Source organism: Bordetella sp. 02P26C-1 (genome assembly GCF_009763255.1).
Lineage (GTDB): Bacteria > Pseudomonadota > Gammaproteobacteria > Burkholderiales > Burkholderiaceae_B > Bordetella_A.
In genome coordinates this window covers 109,617-131,147 of record NZ_WSJB01000021.1, presented here as the reverse complement: position 1 = coordinate 131,147, position 21,531 = coordinate 109,617, and the positions used below count along the sequence as shown (strand labels likewise).

At 60.1% G+C, this 21,531-nt stretch carries 19 protein-coding genes; all 19 read right to left on the bottom strand.

The genetic code is table 11. The features are described 5' to 3' along the window. Positions 1-28 precede the first annotated feature (28 nt). The gene (locus tag GOQ28_RS12695; RefSeq protein WP_160349051.1) at positions 29-439 is read right to left on the bottom strand and encodes a DUF3613 domain-containing protein; all 411 of its coding nucleotides are present in this window, start codon (positions 437-439) and stop codon (positions 29-31) included. Positions 440-485: 46 nt separating this feature from the next. Next, the gene (locus tag GOQ28_RS12690; RefSeq protein WP_160356704.1) at positions 486-1,361 is read right to left on the bottom strand and encodes a tetratricopeptide repeat protein; all 876 of its coding nucleotides are present in this window, start codon (positions 1,359-1,361) and stop codon (positions 486-488) included. Further along, entirely contained in the window at positions 1,361-2,347 is a 987-nt protein-coding gene (locus GOQ28_RS12685; protein ID WP_160356703.1) for a type II secretion system F family protein, read from the bottom strand. Before GOQ28_RS12685 ends, GOQ28_RS12690 begins: the two co-directional genes overlap by 1 nt. A 10-nt stretch (positions 2,348-2,357) precedes the next feature. After that, complete coding sequence (locus tag GOQ28_RS12680; protein ID WP_160349048.1) at positions 2,358-3,281, bottom strand: type II secretion system F family protein; 924 nt, start codon at positions 3,279-3,281, stop codon at positions 2,358-2,360. 2 nt (positions 3,282-3,283) lie between these two features. Beyond that, on the bottom strand, positions 3,284-4,642 hold the full coding sequence (locus tag GOQ28_RS12675) for a CpaF family protein (protein WP_160356702.1): 1,359 nt from the start codon (positions 4,640-4,642) through the stop codon (positions 3,284-3,286). Between the two features lie 44 nt (positions 4,643-4,686). Next, positions 4,687-6,039, bottom strand: coding sequence for a pilus assembly protein CpaE (locus tag GOQ28_RS12670; protein ID WP_236844332.1), 1,353 nt, complete (start codon positions 6,037-6,039; stop codon positions 4,687-4,689). 18 nt (positions 6,040-6,057) lie between these two features. Further along, a complete protein-coding gene (locus tag GOQ28_RS12665) occupies positions 6,058-7,392 on the bottom strand; it encodes a type II and III secretion system protein family protein (protein WP_236844331.1) in 1,335 nt (444 codons plus the stop codon). A gap of 85 nt (positions 7,393-7,477) precedes the next feature. Continuing rightward, positions 7,478-8,413: a Flp pilus assembly protein CpaB gene (gene cpaB, locus GOQ28_RS12660; RefSeq protein ID WP_236844330.1), complete on the bottom strand. Its 936-nt coding sequence runs from the start codon at positions 8,411-8,413 to the stop codon at positions 7,478-7,480. A 32-nt stretch (positions 8,414-8,445) separates the two neighbouring features. Beyond that, positions 8,446-8,874: a TadE/TadG family type IV pilus assembly protein gene (locus GOQ28_RS12655; RefSeq protein WP_160349044.1), complete on the bottom strand. Its 429-nt coding sequence runs from the start codon at positions 8,872-8,874 to the stop codon at positions 8,446-8,448. 64 nt (positions 8,875-8,938) lie between these two features. Continuing rightward, positions 8,939-9,391, bottom strand: coding sequence for a TadE family protein (locus GOQ28_RS12650; protein WP_336603773.1), 453 nt, complete (start codon positions 9,389-9,391; stop codon positions 8,939-8,941). Further along, positions 9,373-9,837 carry an A24 family peptidase gene (locus tag GOQ28_RS12645; RefSeq protein ID WP_160356698.1) on the bottom strand — a complete coding sequence of 155 codons (465 nt, stop codon included), beginning with the start codon at positions 9,835-9,837 and terminating at the stop codon, positions 9,373-9,375. The genes GOQ28_RS12650 and GOQ28_RS12645 overlap by 19 nt, the downstream gene beginning before the upstream one ends. Before the next feature lie 166 nt (positions 9,838-10,003). Then, on the bottom strand, positions 10,004-10,165 hold the full coding sequence (locus GOQ28_RS12640; protein WP_160356697.1) for a Flp family type IVb pilin: 162 nt from the start codon (positions 10,163-10,165) through the stop codon (positions 10,004-10,006). Positions 10,166-10,885: 720 nt separating this feature from the next. Beyond that, positions 10,886-12,604: an ABC transporter ATP-binding protein gene (locus tag GOQ28_RS12635; protein WP_160356696.1), complete on the bottom strand. Its 1,719-nt coding sequence runs from the start codon at positions 12,602-12,604 to the stop codon at positions 10,886-10,888. After that, positions 12,601-14,073: an ABC transporter permease gene (locus GOQ28_RS12630; protein ID WP_160356695.1), complete on the bottom strand. Its 1,473-nt coding sequence runs from the start codon at positions 14,071-14,073 to the stop codon at positions 12,601-12,603. The genes GOQ28_RS12635 and GOQ28_RS12630 overlap by 4 nt, the downstream gene beginning before the upstream one ends. A gap of 5 nt (positions 14,074-14,078) precedes the next feature. Next, positions 14,079-15,056, bottom strand: a complete 978-nt coding sequence (locus tag GOQ28_RS12625; protein WP_160349038.1) for an ABC transporter permease — start codon at positions 15,054-15,056, stop codon at positions 14,079-14,081. Further along, on the bottom strand, positions 15,053-17,314 hold the full coding sequence (locus tag GOQ28_RS12620; RefSeq protein ID WP_160356694.1) for an ABC transporter substrate-binding protein: 2,262 nt from the start codon (positions 17,312-17,314) through the stop codon (positions 15,053-15,055). The genes GOQ28_RS12625 and GOQ28_RS12620 overlap by 4 nt, the downstream gene beginning before the upstream one ends. 110 nt (positions 17,315-17,424) lie before the next feature. Further along, positions 17,425-18,120: a thermonuclease family protein gene (locus GOQ28_RS12615; RefSeq protein ID WP_236844329.1), complete on the bottom strand. Its 696-nt coding sequence runs from the start codon at positions 18,118-18,120 to the stop codon at positions 17,425-17,427. A 144-nt stretch (positions 18,121-18,264) separates the two neighbouring features. Beyond that, positions 18,265-19,269 carry a magnesium and cobalt transport protein CorA gene (locus tag GOQ28_RS12610; RefSeq protein ID WP_160356693.1) on the bottom strand — a complete coding sequence of 335 codons (1,005 nt, stop codon included), beginning with the start codon at positions 19,267-19,269 and terminating at the stop codon, positions 18,265-18,267. A 65-nt stretch (positions 19,270-19,334) separates the two neighbouring features. Then, positions 19,335-21,413, bottom strand: coding sequence for an ATP-dependent helicase (locus tag GOQ28_RS12605; RefSeq protein ID WP_160356692.1), 2,079 nt, complete (start codon positions 21,411-21,413; stop codon positions 19,335-19,337). Positions 21,414-21,531 lie beyond the last annotated feature (118 nt).

Sequence of the window (21,531 nt, the reverse complement as noted above, 5' to 3'; positions counted from 1 at the left end):
GCCCAGCTCAATGACGAATGACCAAGGCCTATTGTTCGGTCTTTACCTTCTCGGCAAACCATTGCGGGATGGGCATGGAGAAGCTGCCCAGGTAGCGATTCCAGGACGCCGTGGAAACTGGCCCGAGCATGGGAAGTTCAGCGCCTGCCGCGCGACCTTCAGCCTGCATCGTGATCAGGTTCCGCGTCGCGTCGCCAAACCCCTGGCGCGTGGCGGATACTGCCGTGCTCGCGCTTGAAGCGGCCACGGCATCGGGCTGCGACCCTAAAACAGCGGCATTCTCGGCGGGAGCCGGAGATGGCGCGGCCGCCAGATCCACCACTGGAATGGCTCGGCGATTCACGTCGTTATCCACGAGTGGGGCATGCGTTTGCGCAGCCACGGGCCCGGCCAGCATGGAGATCAAGACCAGGAACAAACCAGATAAGGAGCGGGACATAGTGGGTGCTTTCGAGAGTTGAAGAATGATGACGCGGTCACCGGCTTTATTGCATCGACGATGAGGGCACCATGCGTTCCATGACGGGCTGCAGCATAGGCCCAGAGATATGGCCAGCATCGGAGCGGGTAACCTTCACCGACGCGACATTGGAGGCGCCAGCTGGAGACGTCGCGATCAGCGCGGCCTGGGCGCGTGTTCGTTGATGGATCTGGGCGGCTTGCTCGAAGACCGCGGCACGCGCCGCCGAATCCAGCTGCGCCCTCTCCATCAACTGCTGCGCTTGACCGGTATTACCATCCAGCACCAAGAGCAACGCCATATTGGCCAGGACTTTTCCATTGGTGGGTTCGAGCTCGGCGGCCTTGCCAAGTGGCACGCGCGCACCCGCTGTGTCGGCCCCCAGCAGATACGCATAACCCAAGTCGCCCAACATTTGGGCGTTGGTCGGAGCCAATCGCGTGGCACGCTCCAGGTTCTGTACCGCCTGGACATAATCACCGCGCGCGCCGGCAAGCAAACCCAGCCCATGCCACGCCTGCGCAGCCTGTGCACTGGTGATCAGTCTGCGATATACCGCCTCGCTCTTCTCGATTTGTCCGGTACGCCTGAGCGAATCCGCTTGAAGGATGGCAAGCTCAGCCCCCGCACCGAATTGCTGCTCATAAGCATCGATATACGCGAGTGCGGCAAAGTCTTTGCCTTGACGCTGCGCCTCGCGGATGATGGACAAGGCAATCTGCGGCTCGGTGGGCTGACGCTTGGCGTGAGCGTCTTCCTCGGCCTGCTGCATGAGTGCCTGCTGCTCTTGCTGCTCTTTAATCAGCGACCACGCGGACTGCGTATTCGAGCTTTGACACCCCGCTAACACGGTCAAGCTCAACAGACACCACGCTGCCGCGCCACTACATGCTCGGATCATTAATTTCCCCCTGCCATACGCGATAGCCCTCTGATGACGGCCAGGAATCCCATACCGCCCGTCACAATCAACAATGCGGGCATAAGCGTGACGATCATGACGCCTGTCATCTTGACCGTCAGACGGCCGATGCGCTCTTTCAGCTCGAAGCGGCGCTTGTCTCTGATCCGTTGTGAGAACCGATTCAACGGCTCTTGTACCGCGCCACCATGTCGGTCCACTTGTTCAATCAATCGACAGATCGCAGCGATATCGTCATTACCGAAATCCTGAATCAGACGTGAGAAAGATTGTTCACGCGTGCGCCCACGGGCATAGATGGCACAGGCGGCGGAGAATTCATGCGACAGCACCGGCAACACACTAGCAAAGTCCTTGATGATGACTTGCAGGCTTTGATCGACCGATAAGCCCACCCCTTGTAGTAGGCGGAGCAAATCGATAAAAAGCGACAGTTCTTTGCCAGCCTGTTCCTTGCGCGCCTTGACCCGTCGGGTTAACAGCCATTTGGGCAAGAGGTAGCCGATCGCGAACCCCAGCACCAGCGTCGTGACAATGGCGAACCATGATGCCGCACCGAACCAGGTGACGCGCACTACCACGGCAGTCAAAGGCAGCAGTATCGCGAGTCCAAAGCGCAGTACGACGTAGCGGGCGCGGGCGATGCCAATATTGGGATAGCCGGCGAGCTCTAACAGTTTGTTGTCTTCGGCCGGCAGGAGCGATTCGGCCAGACTGCCTGACCCAAGCCGCTTACCCAATGCGTCCGTACCCTGCGCCAGTGAGCTCAGCGGGTTCGCCGGTTCTTTTGCATCGGGCTGCGCGGGTCCGCGCGCGGCGAGCGTGCGGTCCACGACGGCGACCGTGCGCGACTGGGCGCGCAAGCGAGTCATCATGTGCGCGCCGATGAGCACGCACGCGATGGCGATTAAAACCAAGGCGGCGGCCATCAGTTGTGCAGGGGTGAATGTGGTGAGCGAATCCATACTCGCTTCCTCAAATCGACTTGGTCATGCGATAGAGCCAGAACGAGCCGCCCGCCTGCAGGGCCGCCGCCATCATGAGCATCTTGAAACCGACCTCGTCGTTCCACATCCCCATGAACATCGCGTTATTGGTAATCATGATGTAGCAAGCAATGCCCAAGGGCATCAGCGCCAGCACCCATGCCGACAATCGGATTTCTGCCGAGGCCGCAACCAGTTCCGCACGCGCCTGAGCCAGATCGCGCATGAAGGCGGCGATGCGTTCCAGCACAACGTCGCTGCGGCCGCCGTATTTCTGCGCCACTCTGACGACGGAGGCAAGCAGGTGAAGCTCTTCGAAGTCATACAGCCGGGCCACGGTGGTTAGCGCGGCGTCGAGTTCTTGGGACGTGCGGCTAAGATGCGCGGCTCTCTCGACCACTTCCCGCAACGGCTCGGCAGTCGCCATGGCTGCGCTCTGGAATGCTGCTGACATGCTATGGCCGATGGTTATCATGCGGACCATGTTGTCGAGCATCTCTGGCAGTTGATCGAACATGCGCGCGCGGCGCTTGCTCGCTCGGAGCCAAATACCAAAGTACATCGTCACACTGATCAGTATCGCCGCGGCAATCGCGGATATGACACCGCCCAGAAGCAGCGCAATAGCGACGCCTCCGAATAACACCGCGCAGAGCGCCGTATAAAAGGCTGGTGTGGGCTTGATGCCCGCGCAGCGCAACTGGGTATCCCAACGCTCTACACCCGTACGTAAACCCGGCTGCGCAGACACGTTTCGCGTCCGTTCGTTATCCGCCGTTGGGACACGCTGTATGCGGCCGTTAAGGAAAGCCGCGCTATCTTGTCGACGTTGCTGGCGCTGCGCACGTTGCCATAGCAGCAGGGCGAACAGCACCAGAACGAGCGCAAGCGCGTACAGAATGCCTATCAACATGATCAGCGCCTCCTGCCCCAGAACCCACCGCTATAGTGAGCGTCGTCTTCGGCCACCGCCTTCGCCCGCATGGCTTCGCGCCATTTGCCTAATTTGGCGCTATGGGGATGCACGCCCGACCACACCCAGGCGTCCTGCTCTTGCCCATCCGCTGACACGACCTCCTCATGCCGGTAGAGCTCTTGAGTCGCGATGACGGTATCGCCCATACCAGTCACCTCGGTGACGGACAACACGCGTCGCTTGCCGTTGGGCAACCGGCCAACCTGGACGATGAAATCCAAGGCGCTGGCGATTTGCCGCCTGAGACTGTCTTCGCTGCCTTGAAAACCAGCGAATCCGGCTAGCATTTCGATCCGGTACAGACATTCACGCGGTGAGTTGGCATGGATGGTCGCCATCGATCCTTCGTGGCCGGTGTTCATCGCTTGCAACATGTCCATGACTTCCGCGCCACGCACTTCGCCTACAACCACGCGGTCGGGCCGCATGCGCAAGCTGTTGCGAATGAGGTCGCGTATCGTCACCTGTCCCGCGCCGTCGAATCCTCCCTGACGCGCCTCCAGCCGGACCACGTGGGGATGGTTAAGCGACAACTCCGCCGTGTCCTCGACGGTCACGACGCGCTCATGATGAGGAATAAAGTACGCCAGGGCATTGAGCAGGGAAGTCTTACCAGAGCTGGTGCCGCCTGACACGAGGATATTGCAGCGATTCTCCACCGCGGTTTGCAGCAACTGGTAGACATCGTCATTGAAGCTGCCTAGTGCAAGCAAATCAGAGGGCTTGAGCGGATCTTTGCGGAACTTCCGTATCGACACCATGGGGCCGTCGACAGCTAGCGGCTCGATGACGGCATTCAACCGCCCACCATCGGGCAGGCGGGCATCCACCATAGGGTTGGACTCGTCCAGCCGTCGCCCCATGGGTGCGAGAATGCGGCGGACAATGCGCAAGACGTGCTGATTATCGGAAAACTCCAAGACCTCGCGCGCCAGCCTGCCTCCGCGCGAGACGAACACATTGTCATAGCCGTTGATCAATATGTCTTCGACGCCCGGATCGGCCAGCAAGTCCTCTAGCGGCCCTAGACCCGCCAACTCCTTTGTCAACGCCGCGCCGATATGGCGCATCTCGCCTTCGTTGATGGCGACGCGCCGTGTTCGCGCAAAGGAAGCAACCTCGGTTTGGACGAAGTCCTGAATGGTCTCTCTCGTCCAACGTCCGAACTCCGCACCCAGCTCTTCGATGCGCGAGAGCAGATGCTCATAGGCGTCGCTCTTTACCTCTTGGTAGCGTGCCGACCGGACAAAGCTTTGGTCCACCTCGGCGCTGAATTGAATCGGGGCCGTCATGATCATGTCAGGTCCTTTTCGATACGGTGGGCATGGGCATATCTCTGGGCTTACGTTGACGAATTACGCCGACGAAAGAGACCCGTAGCCCAATCTGCTAGCGGTGCCATTGCGCGGGTCTGTGCTGTTGAACCGCCCGCCGTCAACTGAGTGGCGAGCGCCCTGACGCCGCGCACATACGGATCGCGCTCGGCATCCAGATGCAGCAGACGCCCTTGATTCATGCACTTCATCAACGCCAAGCTGCGATCAGGCAGCACGGCCTGCAGCGCGATGCCAAAACGATCAGCGATTTGCTGTGCCGTCATGCCGTAACGTTCGTCGTAGCGGTTAACGACAAGCTTTAACGCGTCGCGGGCGATGTGCTGGCGTTCCAGATCCTCCAGCAGCGTAGCCAGACTGACTAATGCACTCACGCTCTGATCGGTGACGATCCAGATATGCTGGGTCGATCGCGCCAAACCGGCGACGAACTCGAGGTTCGGAAAACCGCCAGCATCCGTGACGATCACGTCGAAATGCTGTTGCAGACGTTCGAAGGCTCGCAGCGAATCCGTTTGGGACAGCGGATTCATTTGCATAGGGTCAGGCGGCAAGGCCATGACGCTGAGCCCATCATTCGTATGCGCCATGGCAGAACTAAGCAAGGTCGCGTCCAAGCGCTGCAGATTACGCACCGCTTCGGCGAAATCAAATCCGCCTGTCACGTTCACATAGAGTTGTGCGTCGCCAATCGGCCATCCCAGATCCAACAAAGCAGTGCTCGAATGCAGCGTCGTTGCGGCAGGCGGATCACCGTCTTGCGCTCCATCGCTCTTCTGCTTTCGGACTGCCTGCGTGTGGCTGGCTTGTACCAAGGCCGACAGATGCGCAGCCAGGGTGCTCACACCCACGCCCGGACGTGCGCCCAACAGCAGCACATCGCGGCAAGTCTTTCCTGCTCTGTCGGCAGAGGACGACGTTTTCAGCAAGCACTCAGCGGCGTCCCGGACTTCTTGCGGCGCGGCTAGCGGGTCAACAAAGTCCGCCACACCGGCACGCAATGCCGCGATGGCACCCTCGGGCCGAGACAATGAGCCAACGGCGATGCGAGGCACGTCGGGCGCGATCTGCGCGAGCGTACGCGCCAATTCGGCGGCCCGCGTCCATTTGTCAGTATCGCCCCGGTCGCAGGCGAAGTCCAAAAACAGGAGTCGTGGCCGCGATTGCGCGATCACGCGCGCCACATCGTCTCTGGACGGCGCCTCTCGAATCAAGGCCCCCAGTCCGTCCAGGGCCCGGGCAAGCGCGTGGGCCAGATCACGGTTATCCGAGAAAAAGAGAAGCTGATCGCCGTTCACCGAGCCCGCGTCCGCTGGCGAATGCCGCTGCATGGGGTTTGTCGCGTCTAAGCCGTTGGTCATCACTATTTCGCCGCAAACTTAGCGCGAGAATCCTGGTGCCTGTTGGCCGCTAACGGGCCCCAGCATGTAATAGCCCCACGCGTTAGTCATCGTGTCCGGCCGCTCTTGCTGTTCACCGGGCAATGGCAGATTGACGCCTCGCGCTATCGGTCTGACCAGACGCGGCGTGACCAGGATCACGAGCTCGCGCTCTTCTTGCGAATACTCCATGCCGCGGAAGAACGCGCCGATGATGGGCAGTTCCCCGAGGAAAGGCACCTTGTTTACCGCGGCCTTGGTTTGGCGAGATACCAATCCGCTGATGAGAAAGCTTTCCCCGTCGCCCAATTCGACCATCGTGTCGGCACGGCGCGTACGGATCGCGGGGATCAGCGTAGACCCCGAATCGTTCATGATCGCAATGCCGTTGCCATAGTCCAGTTCGCTGGCCTCAGGAGCCACTTTCAACGCAATGCGGTCTTTGGATAGCACAGTCGGCGTGACGCTCAGGCCTATCCCGAATGGCTTGAACTCCACGGTCTGGGTACCCAGGCCTGCTGCCACCGGGATAGGGATCTCGCCGCCAGCAAGAAAGCTCGCGCTCTGGCCGCTTAGGGCCACTAGGGTGGGCTCCGCTAGTACGCGCGCCATGCCGTTGCTTTGCAGTAGACGCAGCGACGAAGAAAAATGGTTGGAGTTGAACATGGCGCTGAAACCACTGCCGATACCGCTGGCTAACGATCCGGCGAGCGCCATATTATCCGGTGCAGTAGACGATCCCAGACTCCATCCCCCTGCCGTGCCCGACATGCTAAGACCGACCTGTTTCAACGCGGTGCGGGATACCTCGACGACTTTCACCTCGACCTGCACGACGCCGCCCGTACCTATTGTTGCCACGTCAACGACATTCGCATCGCCCACCGTGGCGCCGGCCGCCTTCACGGCGCGCTGATGATCCAAGGCGGACTCGGCATGCCCCGACACTAGCGCATGCTGGCCCGCAACGTCGATATGTGTATCCGTTGCCACCCCGCGCGTGGACATCGCGCTTTGCACGGCGCCGCCTACGCGTACGGTCCATTTCAAGGCCTCACGGCTATTGGCTGCCCATATTTGGACTTGCGTTGTACCGGGCTGTTTGCCGATCAACAAGACGGCTGCGGGACGGCCGGCCGAGGCGGGCAGGATTTTTACATCGGCCACACTAGGATCGGCCACGGCGATACGGGTGGGTCGTCCTTGCAAGGGCAGCAGATGCTGACCCTTTAAGGGCACCGCGATATCGTTAGATGCGGCGGCCACCGCCGTGGTCGTGGGTGAACTCTGCGCGTGCGCCGCGTCGGCAAAAAGAGTGCCTGCTGCACTTAGCATCGAACAAACTACCAAAAACTGCGCGCCGCGTTTCATTCGAATCAACCTGGAGATGGATATTGCAGAGAGTCGGAAGGGAAACTGATCAGTACCGCACATGCTGAGTGCTGTCGCCGCGCACGATTTCTATCGTTCGTCCCGTGCCACCGCTACGCGCCGCCTGGCGTTTCGCGGGTTCCTCAGCGGGGCGATCCAGCTGCGCCAGGCTTTCGCCGGCGTATGCGCGGTTCACACCGCTGTTTAGCTGGTCACGCTGCTCGGCTGTCAGACCTGCCACCGTAGGCATGACGGGTTGGCGGGCAACGAACAACTGGCGATCCGGAACCTCGTCGTCTACGGGGGATCGCAGCGCCAGCTGCAACTGGCCCGATTTACTGGCCAGCATCAGTTCATTGACGTCACTGACCGGTACGGCCAGGATCGCCGAGCGGGCCTGGGTTTGGGTTTGCGTCTGTGCGCCGCGCTGCTGCGACTTGGCATCCGTGGCGGGCGGGCCGTCCACAGTCTGCGCGCCATACGCCAGCACGCGCACACGGGACTGCAGTAAGCGAACTTGTGAGCCGGCTACCTCGTCGCTTTTCTTCAACGCAAAGAAGACGTCCACGAGATCGCCGGGCATCACGCGATTGCCCGCGCCGGAGACTTCGTCGACTGGCACGGCTACCGCGCGCTCTCCGGAACGCAGCTGCTTGGACAGACCCTGGGCCAACAACTGATTGGTCACGGGCTCGCCGGCGGCAATATCCAGCCTTGCGACTTCGCCGGCCAACGCTTCGGGCTGCGCATAACCTTGGGACAATGCTACGGGCCACTGTTCGACCTTTAACATATCCGGCTCCAGTCGTGTGCCGGCCTGGATGTCGGTGGCGGCCAATACGACGGGATACTTCGCTTGCGGTACGGGCGGCTCTACCGGAGCCGCTGCGGCCTGTGCCACGGGTGCCGGCGCGGCGACGGGAGGCGGCGCGGGACGACGCACGAGGTAATAAGCCAGGGCTGCAAGGACAACACCTGCTATCAATAAAATTGCCGCAAAGATTCTGCTGACACCAGTCATAGGGGGTCCTGTTTAATTTGAATGATCGCGCGGGCGACTAGTCGAGAAGGAATCCATGATTCGGCGTGTTCACCGGCGGCGAACCTCAACAACTGCTTGAATGATTCCAGCATGGGCCACTGTGCGACGTCATAGCTCAACGCGACCGCGATGCACTCGGCCACCATGCCACCGGCACCAAGCCACTGACATGGCTGCGGCGTCGCCGTGCATTGAACCGCCGATGCTGTGCCGAAAACGTTGGCTGCCACCTCGCATGAAGCGGCCTGCACGTTGTCTCGGCCCGAATAGCTGGCATGCAGTCCGGCCCGCGCGCCCTCGCCTGCCGCTGCCGACAAATGCTGTTTTGCCCAGAAGAGCGCGCCATATCCTATGAGTGCCGTCACGATGAGGACGAGCGTGGTCACCACCAGGGCAAATTCCATGGCGGCCACGCCACGTTGGGACCGTCTACAGGGTCGATGCAAATACGAAGGCAAATGCTGCACCCTAGCTGGCCCCCAGGTCGCTCAAGCGCACCGGCACGCGTGCGGTCAGAGTAGCGGGGAGCAAAGCGTCGGCGATGAATGCCAGCTTTGGCGCCAAGGGGTGCGCGCCATATCGATAACGCACCAGAACCACCAGCTCATCGGAAGCTGGCGTCTCGCCACTGCACGTAAGGTCTCCGGCCGAACTCAGTCTGCCGTCTTTACCGCATACGACGACATCCAAAGGCGCGCCCGATACGTCGCGGATCCAGTCGGCGTGCGCCTGTACCGTTGCCAATGCCTCATTGGCACGCAACTGCATATGATTGGCACCGCCTTGCCACTGCAACGCCTTGCGCGCGCCATCGTGCGCGGCAAGGTTCAAGGACTGCTGCGCCATCATGATCAAGCCATAGGTCACGCCCAAATAGAGCACGAAGAACAACGCCATGAAGGTCAGAGCGAACTCAAGCACGTAGGCGCCACGCTCATGGCGCCGAGCGCCAGATAGGCGCCATACGGGATGTGCCGAAGTTTTTCGGGCAGAGTCCAAACACGGCTGATAGTGATAAATAGCACGCCGTGCAAGCCTGCGAGCAGGCTCCCCGCCGCGATGATCCATGCCAGACCGATGGGGCCAAACATCAGACCGTAGACGGCCATGAGCTTGATGTCGCCCGCGCCCATTACCCGGCGCGTCCATAGCGGCAGAAACAGGAATGCAGCCAACATCCCCAGCATGCTCATGGTCCAGCCGGGCCACAACGGTGGAAATCGCCAGCCGATATCGAGCATGGCGCTGCCGGCCCACAACAACTGCAAGCCTGCTGCCACCACGATCAAAGGATTTGGAATTTTTCGACGATGCCAATCGGAGAACGTGACGGAGAGATTCCACAGCACGAATAACAGCCACCACAACCAATCTCCTACTGACAATGCTGGACCCCTATGTTTACCTTGACGATGTGCCGCTGGCCAGCGGCGTGCGCCGCTGGTTGCAGGCGGGGGGGCGCGGTGCTGAAGCAGGTGCACTCAGCAAGCACATCATGAGTGCTGAACCCACACCCTGCTAGTAAGTGCGTTACTACACTTTGCTTGCGAGGTCATTAAAGAGGGCGGTCAGACTGACACCGAACGCCTGAATGGCACCGTACACCCCAATCACCAACACAGCAGCCAGAATGGCGTATTCCAACGTGGTCACGCCCTCTTCGTCATTCCAAAACTTCAGCAGTTGCTCTTTCATTTGCTATCTCCAATGCTCATGCACGCACAAACCCACAGACTGACACCGCCATAGGCACATCAGCCCGTACCCTCCCGGAATACCGGGGACTCGCCAGCGCGTTGTCGCGAGACAACGCGTCGGATTCGTACACTTCGGCGTGCACCGAAACGTGCCCACCGAAGCACTCATACGGCAGCGAATAACGCTGCCATATTCAAATCAAGCAAACACAACTCATCCCTGCGCCAGCAATGAACACCGCGGCGACCGGAAGCGACCTCTTACCTAGAACACGTTTGCCAACCATAGCCACCGACCCTACCCACCTCGCGCTGGGATCCGCTAGAGACAGCAGCATCTTTGGGAGAACTCGGTGCAACCGCTCGCTTGAGCACCCCCGTGACTGGGGTAGAAGGAGCTGGCGCACCTGGCGTCAAATGTGTCCGAACGTGATGAATTCTGCCGATATTAACGTTATCAAATTGTACGTTTTTTACTTTAGGTAAAAAAGCTTCCACGTTAAAAATCTTTAATACTCGTTGCATATGCGCAACTAACGGATATATGCATTGACATCCGACACTAAAAGTTTCGGTAGCATATTCTCGCTACAAAGTACGCATGAATGTATTAGCTAATATCGCAATAGATTCAACAATTAGTAAATACCATTAGGCGCGAAGATACACATAAAACCTGCGAAACATTTGCGAATTATTCGGCGGATTATCCGAATATTCAGAGCCGCGGCACCGCCGCAAGCAATCGGCGAGTCATGTCATGCTGCGGCGCGTGCAGAACGGCATCCGCCGATCCCGATTCGACGATGCGACCGCCATGCATAATGGCAATCCGGTCGGCGAGATATTCGACTACGCCAAAGTTGTGCGTGATAAACAGATACGCGATGCCCAGCTCGGCCTGCAATTCGCGTAAGAGGTCGAGAATCTGCGCTTGTACCGAAACATCGAGGGCCGATGTAGGCTCATCGCAAATCAGTACCTTGGGCTCCACCGCCAACGCACGCGCGATGGCGATGCGTTGCCGCTGCCCACCAGAGAACTCATGGGGGTAACGTTGATGAGCATTGGCGGGCAAGCCCACGCGTTGTAGCAACCGCTGCGTCCGTGCCGCCCGTGCCGCTGGCGACATATCGGGGCGCAGCGAGGCGATGCCTTCATCGAGAATTTCGCCTACGCGCATGCGTGGATTGAGCGAAGCGAATGGATCTTGAAAAACGATCTGTATGTCCTGCCGCAAACGCCGCAACTCACCCGGGCCAGCGCTCAGCAGGTCTTGTCCGTTAAGTAGCGCTCGTCCGGTGATCTTGGCGCCGCTGATGAGGCGCAGCAGTGCTTTGCCCGTGGTCGTCTTGCCGCAGCCTGATTCGCCCAAGAGTGCCAGCGTCTCGCCCGCACGCAGATCAAAGGTGACGCTATTGACGGCCTGAACCCAGGAGTCAATGCGCCGCAGCAATCCTTTGCGCACAGGATAATGGACGAGCAAGTCCTGCACTTCAAGGATGATTTCGCCAACGCCGTGGTCGCCGGCAGCGCGCGATGCAGTCGTATCCTGAGATATAGCGTCATTGTTCTGCTGCGTCGTCGCTACCACGGCAGCAGGGGTGACAGACACAGCCGACAACGGCCGCCCTCGCTTCTCGTACGTCGGTATCGCCGCGAAAAGCTCGCGGGCGTAGGGATGTTTGGGATTGGCAAAGAACTCATCGGCCGCCGCGCTTTCGACGATCTCGCCCGCGCGCATCAACGCAACGTGTTGAGCGACATGACGCACCACGGCCAGGTCGTGGGTGATCAACAGAATCGCCATGCCCATTTCGCGCTGTATCTCGGCCAGCAGATCCAGCACCTGCGCCTGTACGGTGACATCGAGCGCGGTGGTCGGCTCATCGGCAATCAACAACGCAGGCTCCGCCGCCAACGCGATAGCGATCATGATGCGCTGCTTTTGCCCGCCGGAGAACTGAAAGGGAAAATCGTCAATACGGCGTTCGGGTTCGGGGATGCCTACTCGACGCAACCACTCGATGGCTCGCGCGCGGGCCGCGTTACCGCGTAGCGGTGTATGCGCAAGCAGGGTCTCCATGATCTGATCGCCTACGCGCATCACGGGATTCAGGCTGGTCGAAGGCTCCTGGAAAATAATGCCGATACGCCCGCCACGCACGCCGCGCATCTGACTTTCTGGCAAACGATTCAGATCCAACCCTTCCAGCGCGACTTGACCGGCGACAATGCGGGCCGCGTCGGGCAACAAGCGCAACAAGGCCATGGCGGTCATGCTCTTGCCGCATCCCGACTCACCCACTAACGCAAAGGTCTCGCCCCGTTCGATGGCAAGCTGCAACCGTTTCACCGCATGCGTCAGCCCTTGTTCACCAGCGATGGCGACTTCCAGTCCGTCGATCGAGAGCAGTGATGGCGATGAGGCATTCATGCTGCCGCCCCTTTGTTGGAAGACGCCACCGCTTTCGTGGAGCCTAGTTTGACCCGATAACGTCGCGTGCGTGGGTCGAAAGCCTCGCGCACGGCATCGGCAAATAGATTGGCCGATAGCACCAGAGCCAGCATGAAGATGAACGCCGTCAACAGATTCCACCACACCATAGGATCGCGCGACATCTCGAAACGGGCACTGTCGATCATGGAACCGAACGAATTCATGCCAGGGTCCACGCCTATCCCCAGATACGACAGCACGGCCTCATACAGTACCAAGCCAGAAAATTCCAACGCCATGGTGATCAGCACCAGGTGCATCACATTCGGCAAGAGATGCCTGCGCATGATGCGCCAATGCGAGACGCCGAATGCGCGTGCGGCCTGCACGTATTCCAGCTCGCGTAGCTTCAACACCTCGGCGCGCAGTAGGCGGCATAATCCCGACCAACCTGTGAGCCCCAGAATCATGCACAGCATGAATAAACGCAAATCCGCGCGCGCGGCGGAGGTATCGAAGAGGTCGGGATGCGTATCGATGTAGACCTGCATCATCAGCGCGCAGGCCGCCACCAGCAGCACGCCCGGAATCGAAGTCAGCGTGGTGTAGATGTACTGGATCGCATCGTCGACCTTGCCCTTGAAATAACCGGCCGCGAGCCCGAACCCGATCGCCGGCGGCAGCATCGCCACGGTGGTCAGGCTGCCGATCACTAGCGCCGTGCGTATGCTTTTCAAGGCTTGCCATAACACATCGTTGCCAGTGCGGTCGGTGCCGAATACGTGATATCCGCTAGCCAAGCCCACGACCGCGCCGCCCACAAGGCTTAACACCACAAAGGTGATAGCCATTGCCCGCCAGGGCAATTCGGTGCGAGCGCGCGCGATGGCGGTCAACGCGACCGCCATGCCCCCGTGGCATTTGCGCAGTGAGCAGGCCAATAGGAGAACCCCAAGTACAGCGACGATGGCGCCACCCGCCAAGCCCCACGACAGTCGCCGCAACACGTCAGCGCTGAGCTCGGCTTCGGGATCACCGAGATGCGCGCCGCCGCTACGCAGGCGCGGATAGTCGCGCACGGGGTGGCCATCGATAAGCTCTGTCGCCTTGGTGAACTGATGCGCCGCCAATGGCGCAGAGTAGGTCCTCTCGGGCTTGGTCAACACCGTATCGTCCAACAGACGGTCGAGCAAGGATTTCACGGCCGGCGCGTACACGGGCGGAGCATCCGCCGCTGCTCCAGCCGCCGGCGGCAATTGCGGACGATAATGAATCGAATCGAGCAACCCCACCGCTACAAAGGCCAGCAGCACCACCGTTGCGCTCATCGCCGAAGCGTCGCGCGCCACGCGCCCCCACGTCGCGCGCAGGTTCACACTGCGACTGACGCGCCACGCATACCAAAGCACGGCGGCCACCAGCAAGAAGAGCGCAATATCCGTCCACAGAAATACAAGTTTAGGCATGTCGGTCACTCAAAACGCACGCGCGGGTCAGCCAAGGTGTAGGAAAGATCCGCCAAAATCAGCCCGACGATATAGAGGGCAGCGCCCAGGAACACCATCGCGCGCACGATAGAGAAGTCCTGTGCGTTGATGGCGTCGATGGTGTAGCTACCCAACCCCGGAATGCCAAAGAACGATTCGGCAATCAGGCTTCCCATGAACAGCAACGGAATGGCCGAGACCGTGCCGGTCAAAATCGGCAGCATGGCGTTGCGCAGCACATGGCGTAGCAGCACCACGCGTTCGGTCAGGCCCTTGGCGCGCGCGGTACGCACATAGTCCTTACCCACCTCTTCGAGAAACAGCGCCCGATAAAACCGCGCCTCCGGCCCCAGACGCGCAACAATACCCACGAGCACCGGCAGGGCCAGGAACTTGACCATATCAATACCACTCACATAGCCCGAATACGGCACGAGACGCAGCATCTTCGCGAACAACCATTGTCCTGCGATGATGTAGAAAAGACTCGATATCGAAAGCAGTATCACGCATATCACCACGCCCCAGAAGTCGAGTTTCGTGGCGCGAAAATACACGAGGGTCAGCGAAAATATGACGCTTGCAAAAAGGCCCAGCAGGAACGTCGGTATAGCCAAAGCGAGGCTCGGACCCATTCGCAGCTTGATCTCCCGACTGATATCGCGCCCCCCGTCGGATAAACCAAAGTCCATCGTCAATAGCGGCACCGAACGTTGATAGAACACCGTGTCCGTGACGCGATCCGTGCCCTCGGCCTTGGTGTTAAAGAACAGCGGCTTGTCATAACCATGTTCTGTTTTCCAGCGATCAATCGCCTCTTGGCTGACACGTTGCCCACCGATCGCCAGGCGCGCCATATCGTCGGGCGTATTGACGGCAAAGAACAGGATGAAGGTCAATAGATTCACCCCGATCAAGATCAGGACGCCGTATAGCAGGCGGCGAATAACATAACCGATCATGATTGCGACTCCTGAGACGGCGAGGCACCCGGACTATCCACGCTCGTATCGAACGCGGTTTGCCGTTCGCGGCGCTTTAACGCTCGATATGACGGCCAGATCGCCAATGCAATGGCGAGCGCGACCAGCCACAGCGGCCACCAACGGGGGGTATTCCATTCCTTGACTTTTTCGACACGCAACTCGGGATCGAGCTTGATGTACTGCAGCGTGTTGCGCACCATCTGGGTAGGCTTGGCATTGCCTACCCATTGTTGATAGGCGCCACCCGACATAGGGAAATAGCCGAACATCCACGGCGCATCGTGTTGCACGATGGCCTGCATGCGATCGATCAGCGCGACTTTCTCTGGGCCATCGTCCAGGTATTTAAGTTGCTCGAACAACTGATTGAATTTGGGGCTGTTGTAGTTGGCGGCGTTCTCGCCACCGTGCTCGACCTTGCCGTTAGGCCCATATAGCAGGAACAAAAAGTTTTCCGCATCGGGATAGTCGGCCAACCAGCCCCACATGAACATCTGCGCCGCGCCGCGCCGCATCTTGTCCTGGAAACGGCCATAGTCGGTGGATCGCACATCCAGTTGGATGCCCAGCTGCGCCAACTGCCGACGCATCCAGTCGAATTGCGGATTGCTGCCCCCGCCCGTCATCGCGTCGTAGTGCAGCACCAGCGGCGCACCGGTCTTGGCATCGCGGCCATCGGGATAGCCTGCCTCGGCGAGCAGCTGTTTGGCGACCTCCAACGATTTACGCTTGGGTTTGCCATCGACGAGGTCGTAGACCTCGGGGTTGATGCCTTCGGGTGGCGGGCGATAGCCCAATACGCCAGGCGGCACCGGCCCATAGGCGGACACCGCCTGATCGTCCTGGAAGACGGCGATATATTCTTCCCAATTAAACGCGATACTGATGGCCAGACGCAGCTTGCGATTCTTTTCCTGCTGCTCGGGCGTATCGCCCTGCCCTACCACGGGGTCCAGCCAGTTAAAGCCGAGATACCAGATGGACGTCTCGACCGTCGTCGGCAACTGGATCCCGTGTTCGCGGTAGGTTTCTGCCTTTTCCGGCGAATCGCTGGCAGCCACGCGCATGGCCACGCCGAAGTCTCCGCGTTCGACTTGCGGGATATCGTAATAGCCCTGCATGAACTTGCCGCTTAAGGGGAACGCCTCTTTCTCGATGTTGAAGACGATGGTGTCCATGAACGGCGTGAGCTTGCCGCAATCGGCCAACAGACCCGCCGCGCGATCGCCGGGCTCGCCTTCGCAGGGATAGGGTTCGCCACGGAAATTGGGATTGCGCGCCAGCACATGTCGCCGATTCTGCAAGGACTCCACCAGCATGTAGGGCCCAGTGCCGGCCGGCCAGGTGTTGAGTGACAGATTGTGTGCCGCCATCCCGGGTTGGCTATAGAACCGATCGGCTTCCCATGGGATAGGCGCGGTAAACGTCATGGCAAGCCAGTATTTGAACTGCGGATACTTGCCACGAATACGAATGCGCAAGGTGTGGTCATCCAGGGCCTGGACGCCGTCGAATCCATCGGATTCACGTAGATCCAGCCAGGGGAGATCGCGCTCGCCGGCCGGCAAGCCTTTACGCAAGGCCTGATCGCGCGCTTTCAAGCGTTCGCCATATTCGCGCATCCCGACTATATATTCGGCCAACAGCGAATAAATCGGCGAGGCCACGCGCGGGCTGGCGAGGCGGCGGATCCCATATACATAATCGGCGGCCGTGAGCGCGCGCGTGCCTGTTTCCTTGAAGTCTGTCAGGTAGTACTTGCCATCGATGTCGCCGGGCTTGAGCGGATAGTAGGTATAGCCACCCTGTGCATCGCGCGCGAAGGCGGGATGCGGCTGGAACAGGATATCTTTTTGGATCGGAATGTCGTAGACGCTTTGCGCGATTTGTTCGCCCGGTGCGTCCTCCGGCAAGACATTGCCTTGCGCATCCAGATAGCGCGGCGGCGCGATCTGCGCCGCCGCGCGAGGGATTAATTCGTAGGGCCGCTTGAGGTAGTGATACTGATACAGCGGCTCGTAAATATTGTAGGTAAATGGCGTCTCGTCGCTGGAATAGGAAAGCGCGGGATCGAGGTACTTGGGCGATTGCCTGACGAACGCCGTATACAAGGCGTTTTCGGACATCGCGCCAGTTTCATAGGGGCTATTGATCGGATCCCGGGAGCAGCCAGCCAGGGCTGCCGCCAGCGAGACCAGCACGACGATCCACGTCCGTTTCAACCATTCGCCCATACAATGTTTCCGTGTAGTAACCGGTTTCAAGCTGGGCAAAGCATAGCAAAGCTACAACGATTAGGGGGCCCGATAGGGCCCCCTCGCTGTGAACCGCCGGGCGAAATCGATCAGGGATGCTCGCAACGCTGGTTGCGCCAGCAGTCGTAGCGCCATTTCCACGGCTCGGTCGGACCGCCTTGCGCCCACAGGCCGCGCCCCGCCTCGCGTGCTTGCTCTTGCAGACTGCGCAGCGCGGTGTCGCGCAAATATTCGCCCCGCCGCGCGGTATAGGCCCAGGCGAAGCCATTCGCGACCATCAAACGGTTGACCGAGTCGCCATCTGGGAGCACCAGGGCACAGAGTTCACGGTTGTACTGATCCTTTTCATAGCACTGCGCCGTGATGCGCTTGCCGCCAACCAGACCCTCGAGATAGCGTTGGGATGCCTCGGCATAGGGCTGCCCGGGTTCGGTTTCGCTATGGCCGATTTCCGGCGCGTCGATACTGTCGAGCCGTACACGGCGCGACTTGCCACTGACAGTGATGGTCACGGTGTCTCCATCGGCGACTTTGCTGACCACACCGTTCAGCGTGTACTTCCCCGCAGGCGAGGCCCCCACTCGCAAGACGGCCGGCGACGGCGATGTCTGCGCCGCGGATTCTTGCGGAGCCGCTGGTTGCTGCGTCGACCGCGCGATATCCGGCTCGCGGGTGGAGTGGAAGTCCGGGCCCTGCGCCCACCAAAGCGCCAGTGCGGCAATGGCCAGCCCTAGCCCGATTCTCAGATTGCGGCCGGGGCGACCGCGCGACGACCGTCTACGCAAAATCAAATTATTCCTTAAAAAACGCTGGCTTACAGTTTGCCACAACCGCTATATATTACGGTCGAACTGGCATGATCAACTGAGCAGCGCCGTTATGGACCTGGTTGTAATCAGAGGTGCTCGCGACTGAAACGGCGCAATCGGCTAGAGCCAGCCCGCCTTTCGGAATCGCCAATACAGGCAACCACACACCGCGCCGATCCCGGCTAAGGTCAGCGGAAACCCCCACGGCGTCTGCAGGCCCGGCATGAATTCGAAGTTCATGCCGTAAATCCCCGCCACCGCGGTGGGCACTGCGAGGATGGCCGCCCACGCGGCTAGCCTGCGCATGATGTCATTCTGCTGGGTCTGCGCCATCATCAGGCTCGCCTCGAACGCGAAAGCCAGCGTTTCCCGCAGGCCGCTGACCAATTCGTCCACCCGCTTGACCCGATCCGCCACGATCGAAAAATACGGACGCGCCTCAGGATCGATATTGGTCATCTCCAGCGTAGCCAGTCGACGACAGATCTCGGCCAAAGGCGAAATCACCGTGTGGACCCGCAGCAGGTCGCGCCGCTGGCGATAGATCGTTCGAATGTCCGCGTCCTTCGCGCCGCGAATCATCAGCTTCTGCTCGGCGCCTTCGACCACGGCTTCCAGTTTGGCGGCCGCCTCGACATAGCGGTCGACCAACAAATCCAGCAACTCCGACGCGACATAGTCGCTGCCCCGCCGCAAAAGGTCTGGCGCCGACTCCAGTCGCTCGCGCAAGCCGCTGTGATTGGCGGTCGCCCCTCGCCGCACCGTGACCAGATAGCCATCGCCAATCACGATCTGGGTTTCGCCAAAGCTCGGTCTGCCCTGACCCACCTCCACAGTTATGCCGACGACCAGCACACAATGCCCGAAATCGATGACTTTGGGGCGGCGATGCACCTCGAGCATTTCCTCGCGAGCCTTGGGCTGGATGCCGAGGTCTTCCAACACACGTTCCAACAGCGACGCATCGGGGTTGCGTAATCCGATCCACAGCAGGTGTTCGTCCGCGATGGTGTGCGACTTGATCTCGTCCAGCGGCACATCGCGGAAGCGTTGCCCGCGTACATAAGCCACCGATGCCACCAGCCCATCTGGAAAAGACGGGGAAATGGTCTCCTGCTGCGACATGCCACCTCCGCATTGACCCACCAGGATAGCAATCATGCCAACCTAGTAATGCTGAGCATCATAGCCTAGCTAAAAAGCTTGCGAACACGCTGACCGACGTCGATGGACGGCTTGGATGCGGGCGCGGCCTGACCACGGCGAAATGGCAAATCCGCCAAAGTGGGAGGCGGGGGCAATGCCTCGAATAACGGCAATAAGGGTTCCGGAATAAAGCGCGTGCGGTTGCCGTAGACATGACGGTCGCCCATGCCGCTCTGCTGATGCACATAGAACCGCTGCGGGACAATCAGGTGCAGGCGCTCTTTAGCGCGGGTCATCGCGACATACAGCAGGCGACGCTCTTCTTCGATTTCATCGGCCGTGCCGGTACTCATGTCCGAAGGAATACATCCATCCACCACATTGAGCACATAGACGGATTTCCATTCCTGACCCTTCGCGGAATGGATAGTGGACAGAATCATGTAGTCTTCATCGCGCAACGGCGGCCCGGCCTCGGCGCTGGTGGCATCGGGAGGGTCCAGCGTCAGTTCGGTGAGAAACCGTTCGCGACTCGCATAGCCCGCGCCGATGCGCGCCAGCTGGTCCAGGTCCGCGCGACGCACACGGGCATCGTCATAGAGACGCTCGAGTTGCGGCGCATACCAGCCAATGGCGATATCCAGATCCGCGGGCCAGCGCTGACCGGAATCGCGCAATGCCGTATAGGCGTCTATCAAGCCATTCCAATCCGATTTGGATGCGTTGCCTGGCTTGAAAGATTCGAGCACATGCATCGGCTCGGCCGCCTCGGCAAGCGCATCCATCAAACGGCCCGCGATCGCCGGCCCGACACCCGGCAAAAGCTGCGCGACCCGAAAACCCGCCAGTCGGCTGCGGGGATTCTCGGCCCACCGCAACAGCGAGAGCACGTCCTTGATATGCGCGGCCTCCAGAAACTTCAAGCCTCCGAATTTCACGAAGGGAATATTGCGCCGTGTCAGTTCGAGTTCGAGCGCCGCGCTATGGCTCGCCGCGCGAAAGAGCGCGGCCTGCGACTTCAGCGTTGCGCCCGTCTCGCGTTGCGCCAGCACCTGATCGGCCACCCATCGCGCCTGCCCCGCCTCGTCACTGACCGTCACGAGCGCAGGGCGGATATCGGAGGCTCGGTCCGTCCAAAGATTCTTGGTGTAACGCTCGCGCGCCAGACCGATGACCGCATTGGAGGCGTCCAGGATGGGTTGCGTCGAGCGGTAGTTGCGTTCGAGCGTAATGATGTGTGCGGGTGGCGTGAACTGCGAAGGGAAGTCGAGAATATTGCGCACGGTGGCTGCGCGAAACGAATAAATCGATTGCGCGTCATCGCCCACGACGGTCAACCCGCGGCCATCGGGTTTCATGGCCAGCAAGATGGCGGATTGCAAGCGATTGGTATCCTGATACTCATCGACCAGCACATGATCAAAGCGTGCGCCGACATCGCGTGCAAGGTCGTCGTCTTGCATCATCTCTGACCAATAAAGCAGCAGGTCGTCGTAATCGAGAACCTGTTGATCCTGCTTTGCCTCTACATACGCGGCGAACAGGCGTTTGAGGGCGTCTTCCCATTGGGTGCACCACGGAAACGCGTGTTTGAGCACCTCGCCCACCGGGGACTGGCTATTGATGACGCGCGAGTAGATGGCCAGGCACGTGCCTTTCAGCGGAAAACGTTCCGCCGTGGCCGAGAATCCCAACTCATGGCGCACCATGCCCATCAGGTCTTCGGCATCGCCGCGATCGTGTATGGTGAAATTCTCAGACAGGCCGATGCGTCCCGCGCAGTCGCGCAGTAGCCGCGCACCGATGCTATGAAACGTACCCGCCCATGGCAAGGACGGCGCCTTCTGGCTGGAGTGCAGTTTCATCACGCGCTGCAAGACCTTGCCAACACGGCGTTCCATTTCTAGCGCGGCGCGACGCGAAAAGGTCAGCAGCAGCATCCGTTGCGGGTCTGCGCCGTTCAACACCAGATGCGCGACGCGGTGCGCCAGCGTGCTGGTTTTGCCCGAACCCGCGCCAGCAATCACGAGCAAGGCGGGCGCGTCGGGCGAGCCTGTGCCGTACGTCGCGGCTTCGCGCTGGGCCGGATTGAGGTCGGACAGGTAGTCGAGGTCGGCGGACATGCGGTAGAAATTGGAAGGATGAGCGAAACAGCGTGCCCGGCAATTCACCGAGCAGGCCTACGCGGCACAAGTCAAATTAACTGTATATTCATACAGATCATAACGGAACTGCTGGCCG

What these genes read in the sequence shown, in the direction of transcription:
- GOQ28_RS12640 (WP_160356697.1), bottom strand. Translation starts at nt 10,165, where the DNA reads ATGAAAGAGCAACTGCTGAAGTTTTGGAATGACGAAGAGGGCGTGACC.
- GOQ28_RS12685 (WP_160356703.1), bottom strand. Translation starts at nt 2,347, where the DNA reads ATGGATTCGCTCACCACATTCACCCCTGCACAACTGATGGCCGCCGCC.
- GOQ28_RS12605 (WP_160356692.1), bottom strand. Translation starts at nt 21,413, where the DNA reads ATGTCCGCCGACCTCGACTACCTGTCCGACCTCAATCCGGCCCAGCGC.
- GOQ28_RS12690 (WP_160356704.1), bottom strand. Translation starts at nt 1,361, where the DNA reads ATGATCCGAGCATGTAGTGGCGCGGCAGCGTGGTGTCTGTTGAGCTTG.
- GOQ28_RS12665 (WP_236844331.1), bottom strand. Translation starts at nt 7,392, where the DNA reads ATGCTAAGTGCAGCAGGCACTCTTTTTGCCGACGCGGCGCACGCGCAG.
- GOQ28_RS12610 (WP_160356693.1), bottom strand. Translation starts at nt 19,269, where the DNA reads ATGTCGCAGCAGGAGACCATTTCCCCGTCTTTTCCAGATGGGCTGGTG.
- GOQ28_RS12680 (WP_160349048.1), bottom strand. Translation starts at nt 3,281, where the DNA reads ATGTTGATAGGCATTCTGTACGCGCTTGCGCTCGTTCTGGTGCTGTTC.
- GOQ28_RS12695 (WP_160349051.1), bottom strand. Translation starts at nt 439, where the DNA reads ATGTCCCGCTCCTTATCTGGTTTGTTCCTGGTCTTGATCTCCATGCTG.
- GOQ28_RS12670 (WP_236844332.1), bottom strand. Translation starts at nt 6,039, where the DNA reads ATGACCAACGGCTTAGACGCGACAAACCCCATGCAGCGGCATTCGCCA.
- GOQ28_RS12630 (WP_160356695.1), bottom strand. Translation starts at nt 14,073, where the DNA reads ATGCCTAAACTTGTATTTCTGTGGACGGATATTGCGCTCTTCTTGCTG.
- GOQ28_RS12620 (WP_160356694.1), bottom strand. Translation starts at nt 17,314, where the DNA reads ATGGGCGAATGGTTGAAACGGACGTGGATCGTCGTGCTGGTCTCGCTG.
- GOQ28_RS12635 (WP_160356696.1), bottom strand. Translation starts at nt 12,604, where the DNA reads ATGAATGCCTCATCGCCATCACTGCTCTCGATCGACGGACTGGAAGTC.
- GOQ28_RS12675 (WP_160356702.1), bottom strand. Translation starts at nt 4,642, where the DNA reads ATGATCATGACGGCCCCGATTCAATTCAGCGCCGAGGTGGACCAAAGC.
- GOQ28_RS12655 (WP_160349044.1), bottom strand. Translation starts at nt 8,874, where the DNA reads ATGGAATTTGCCCTGGTGGTGACCACGCTCGTCCTCATCGTGACGGCA.
- GOQ28_RS12625 (WP_160349038.1), bottom strand. Translation starts at nt 15,056, where the DNA reads ATGATCGGTTATGTTATTCGCCGCCTGCTATACGGCGTCCTGATCTTG.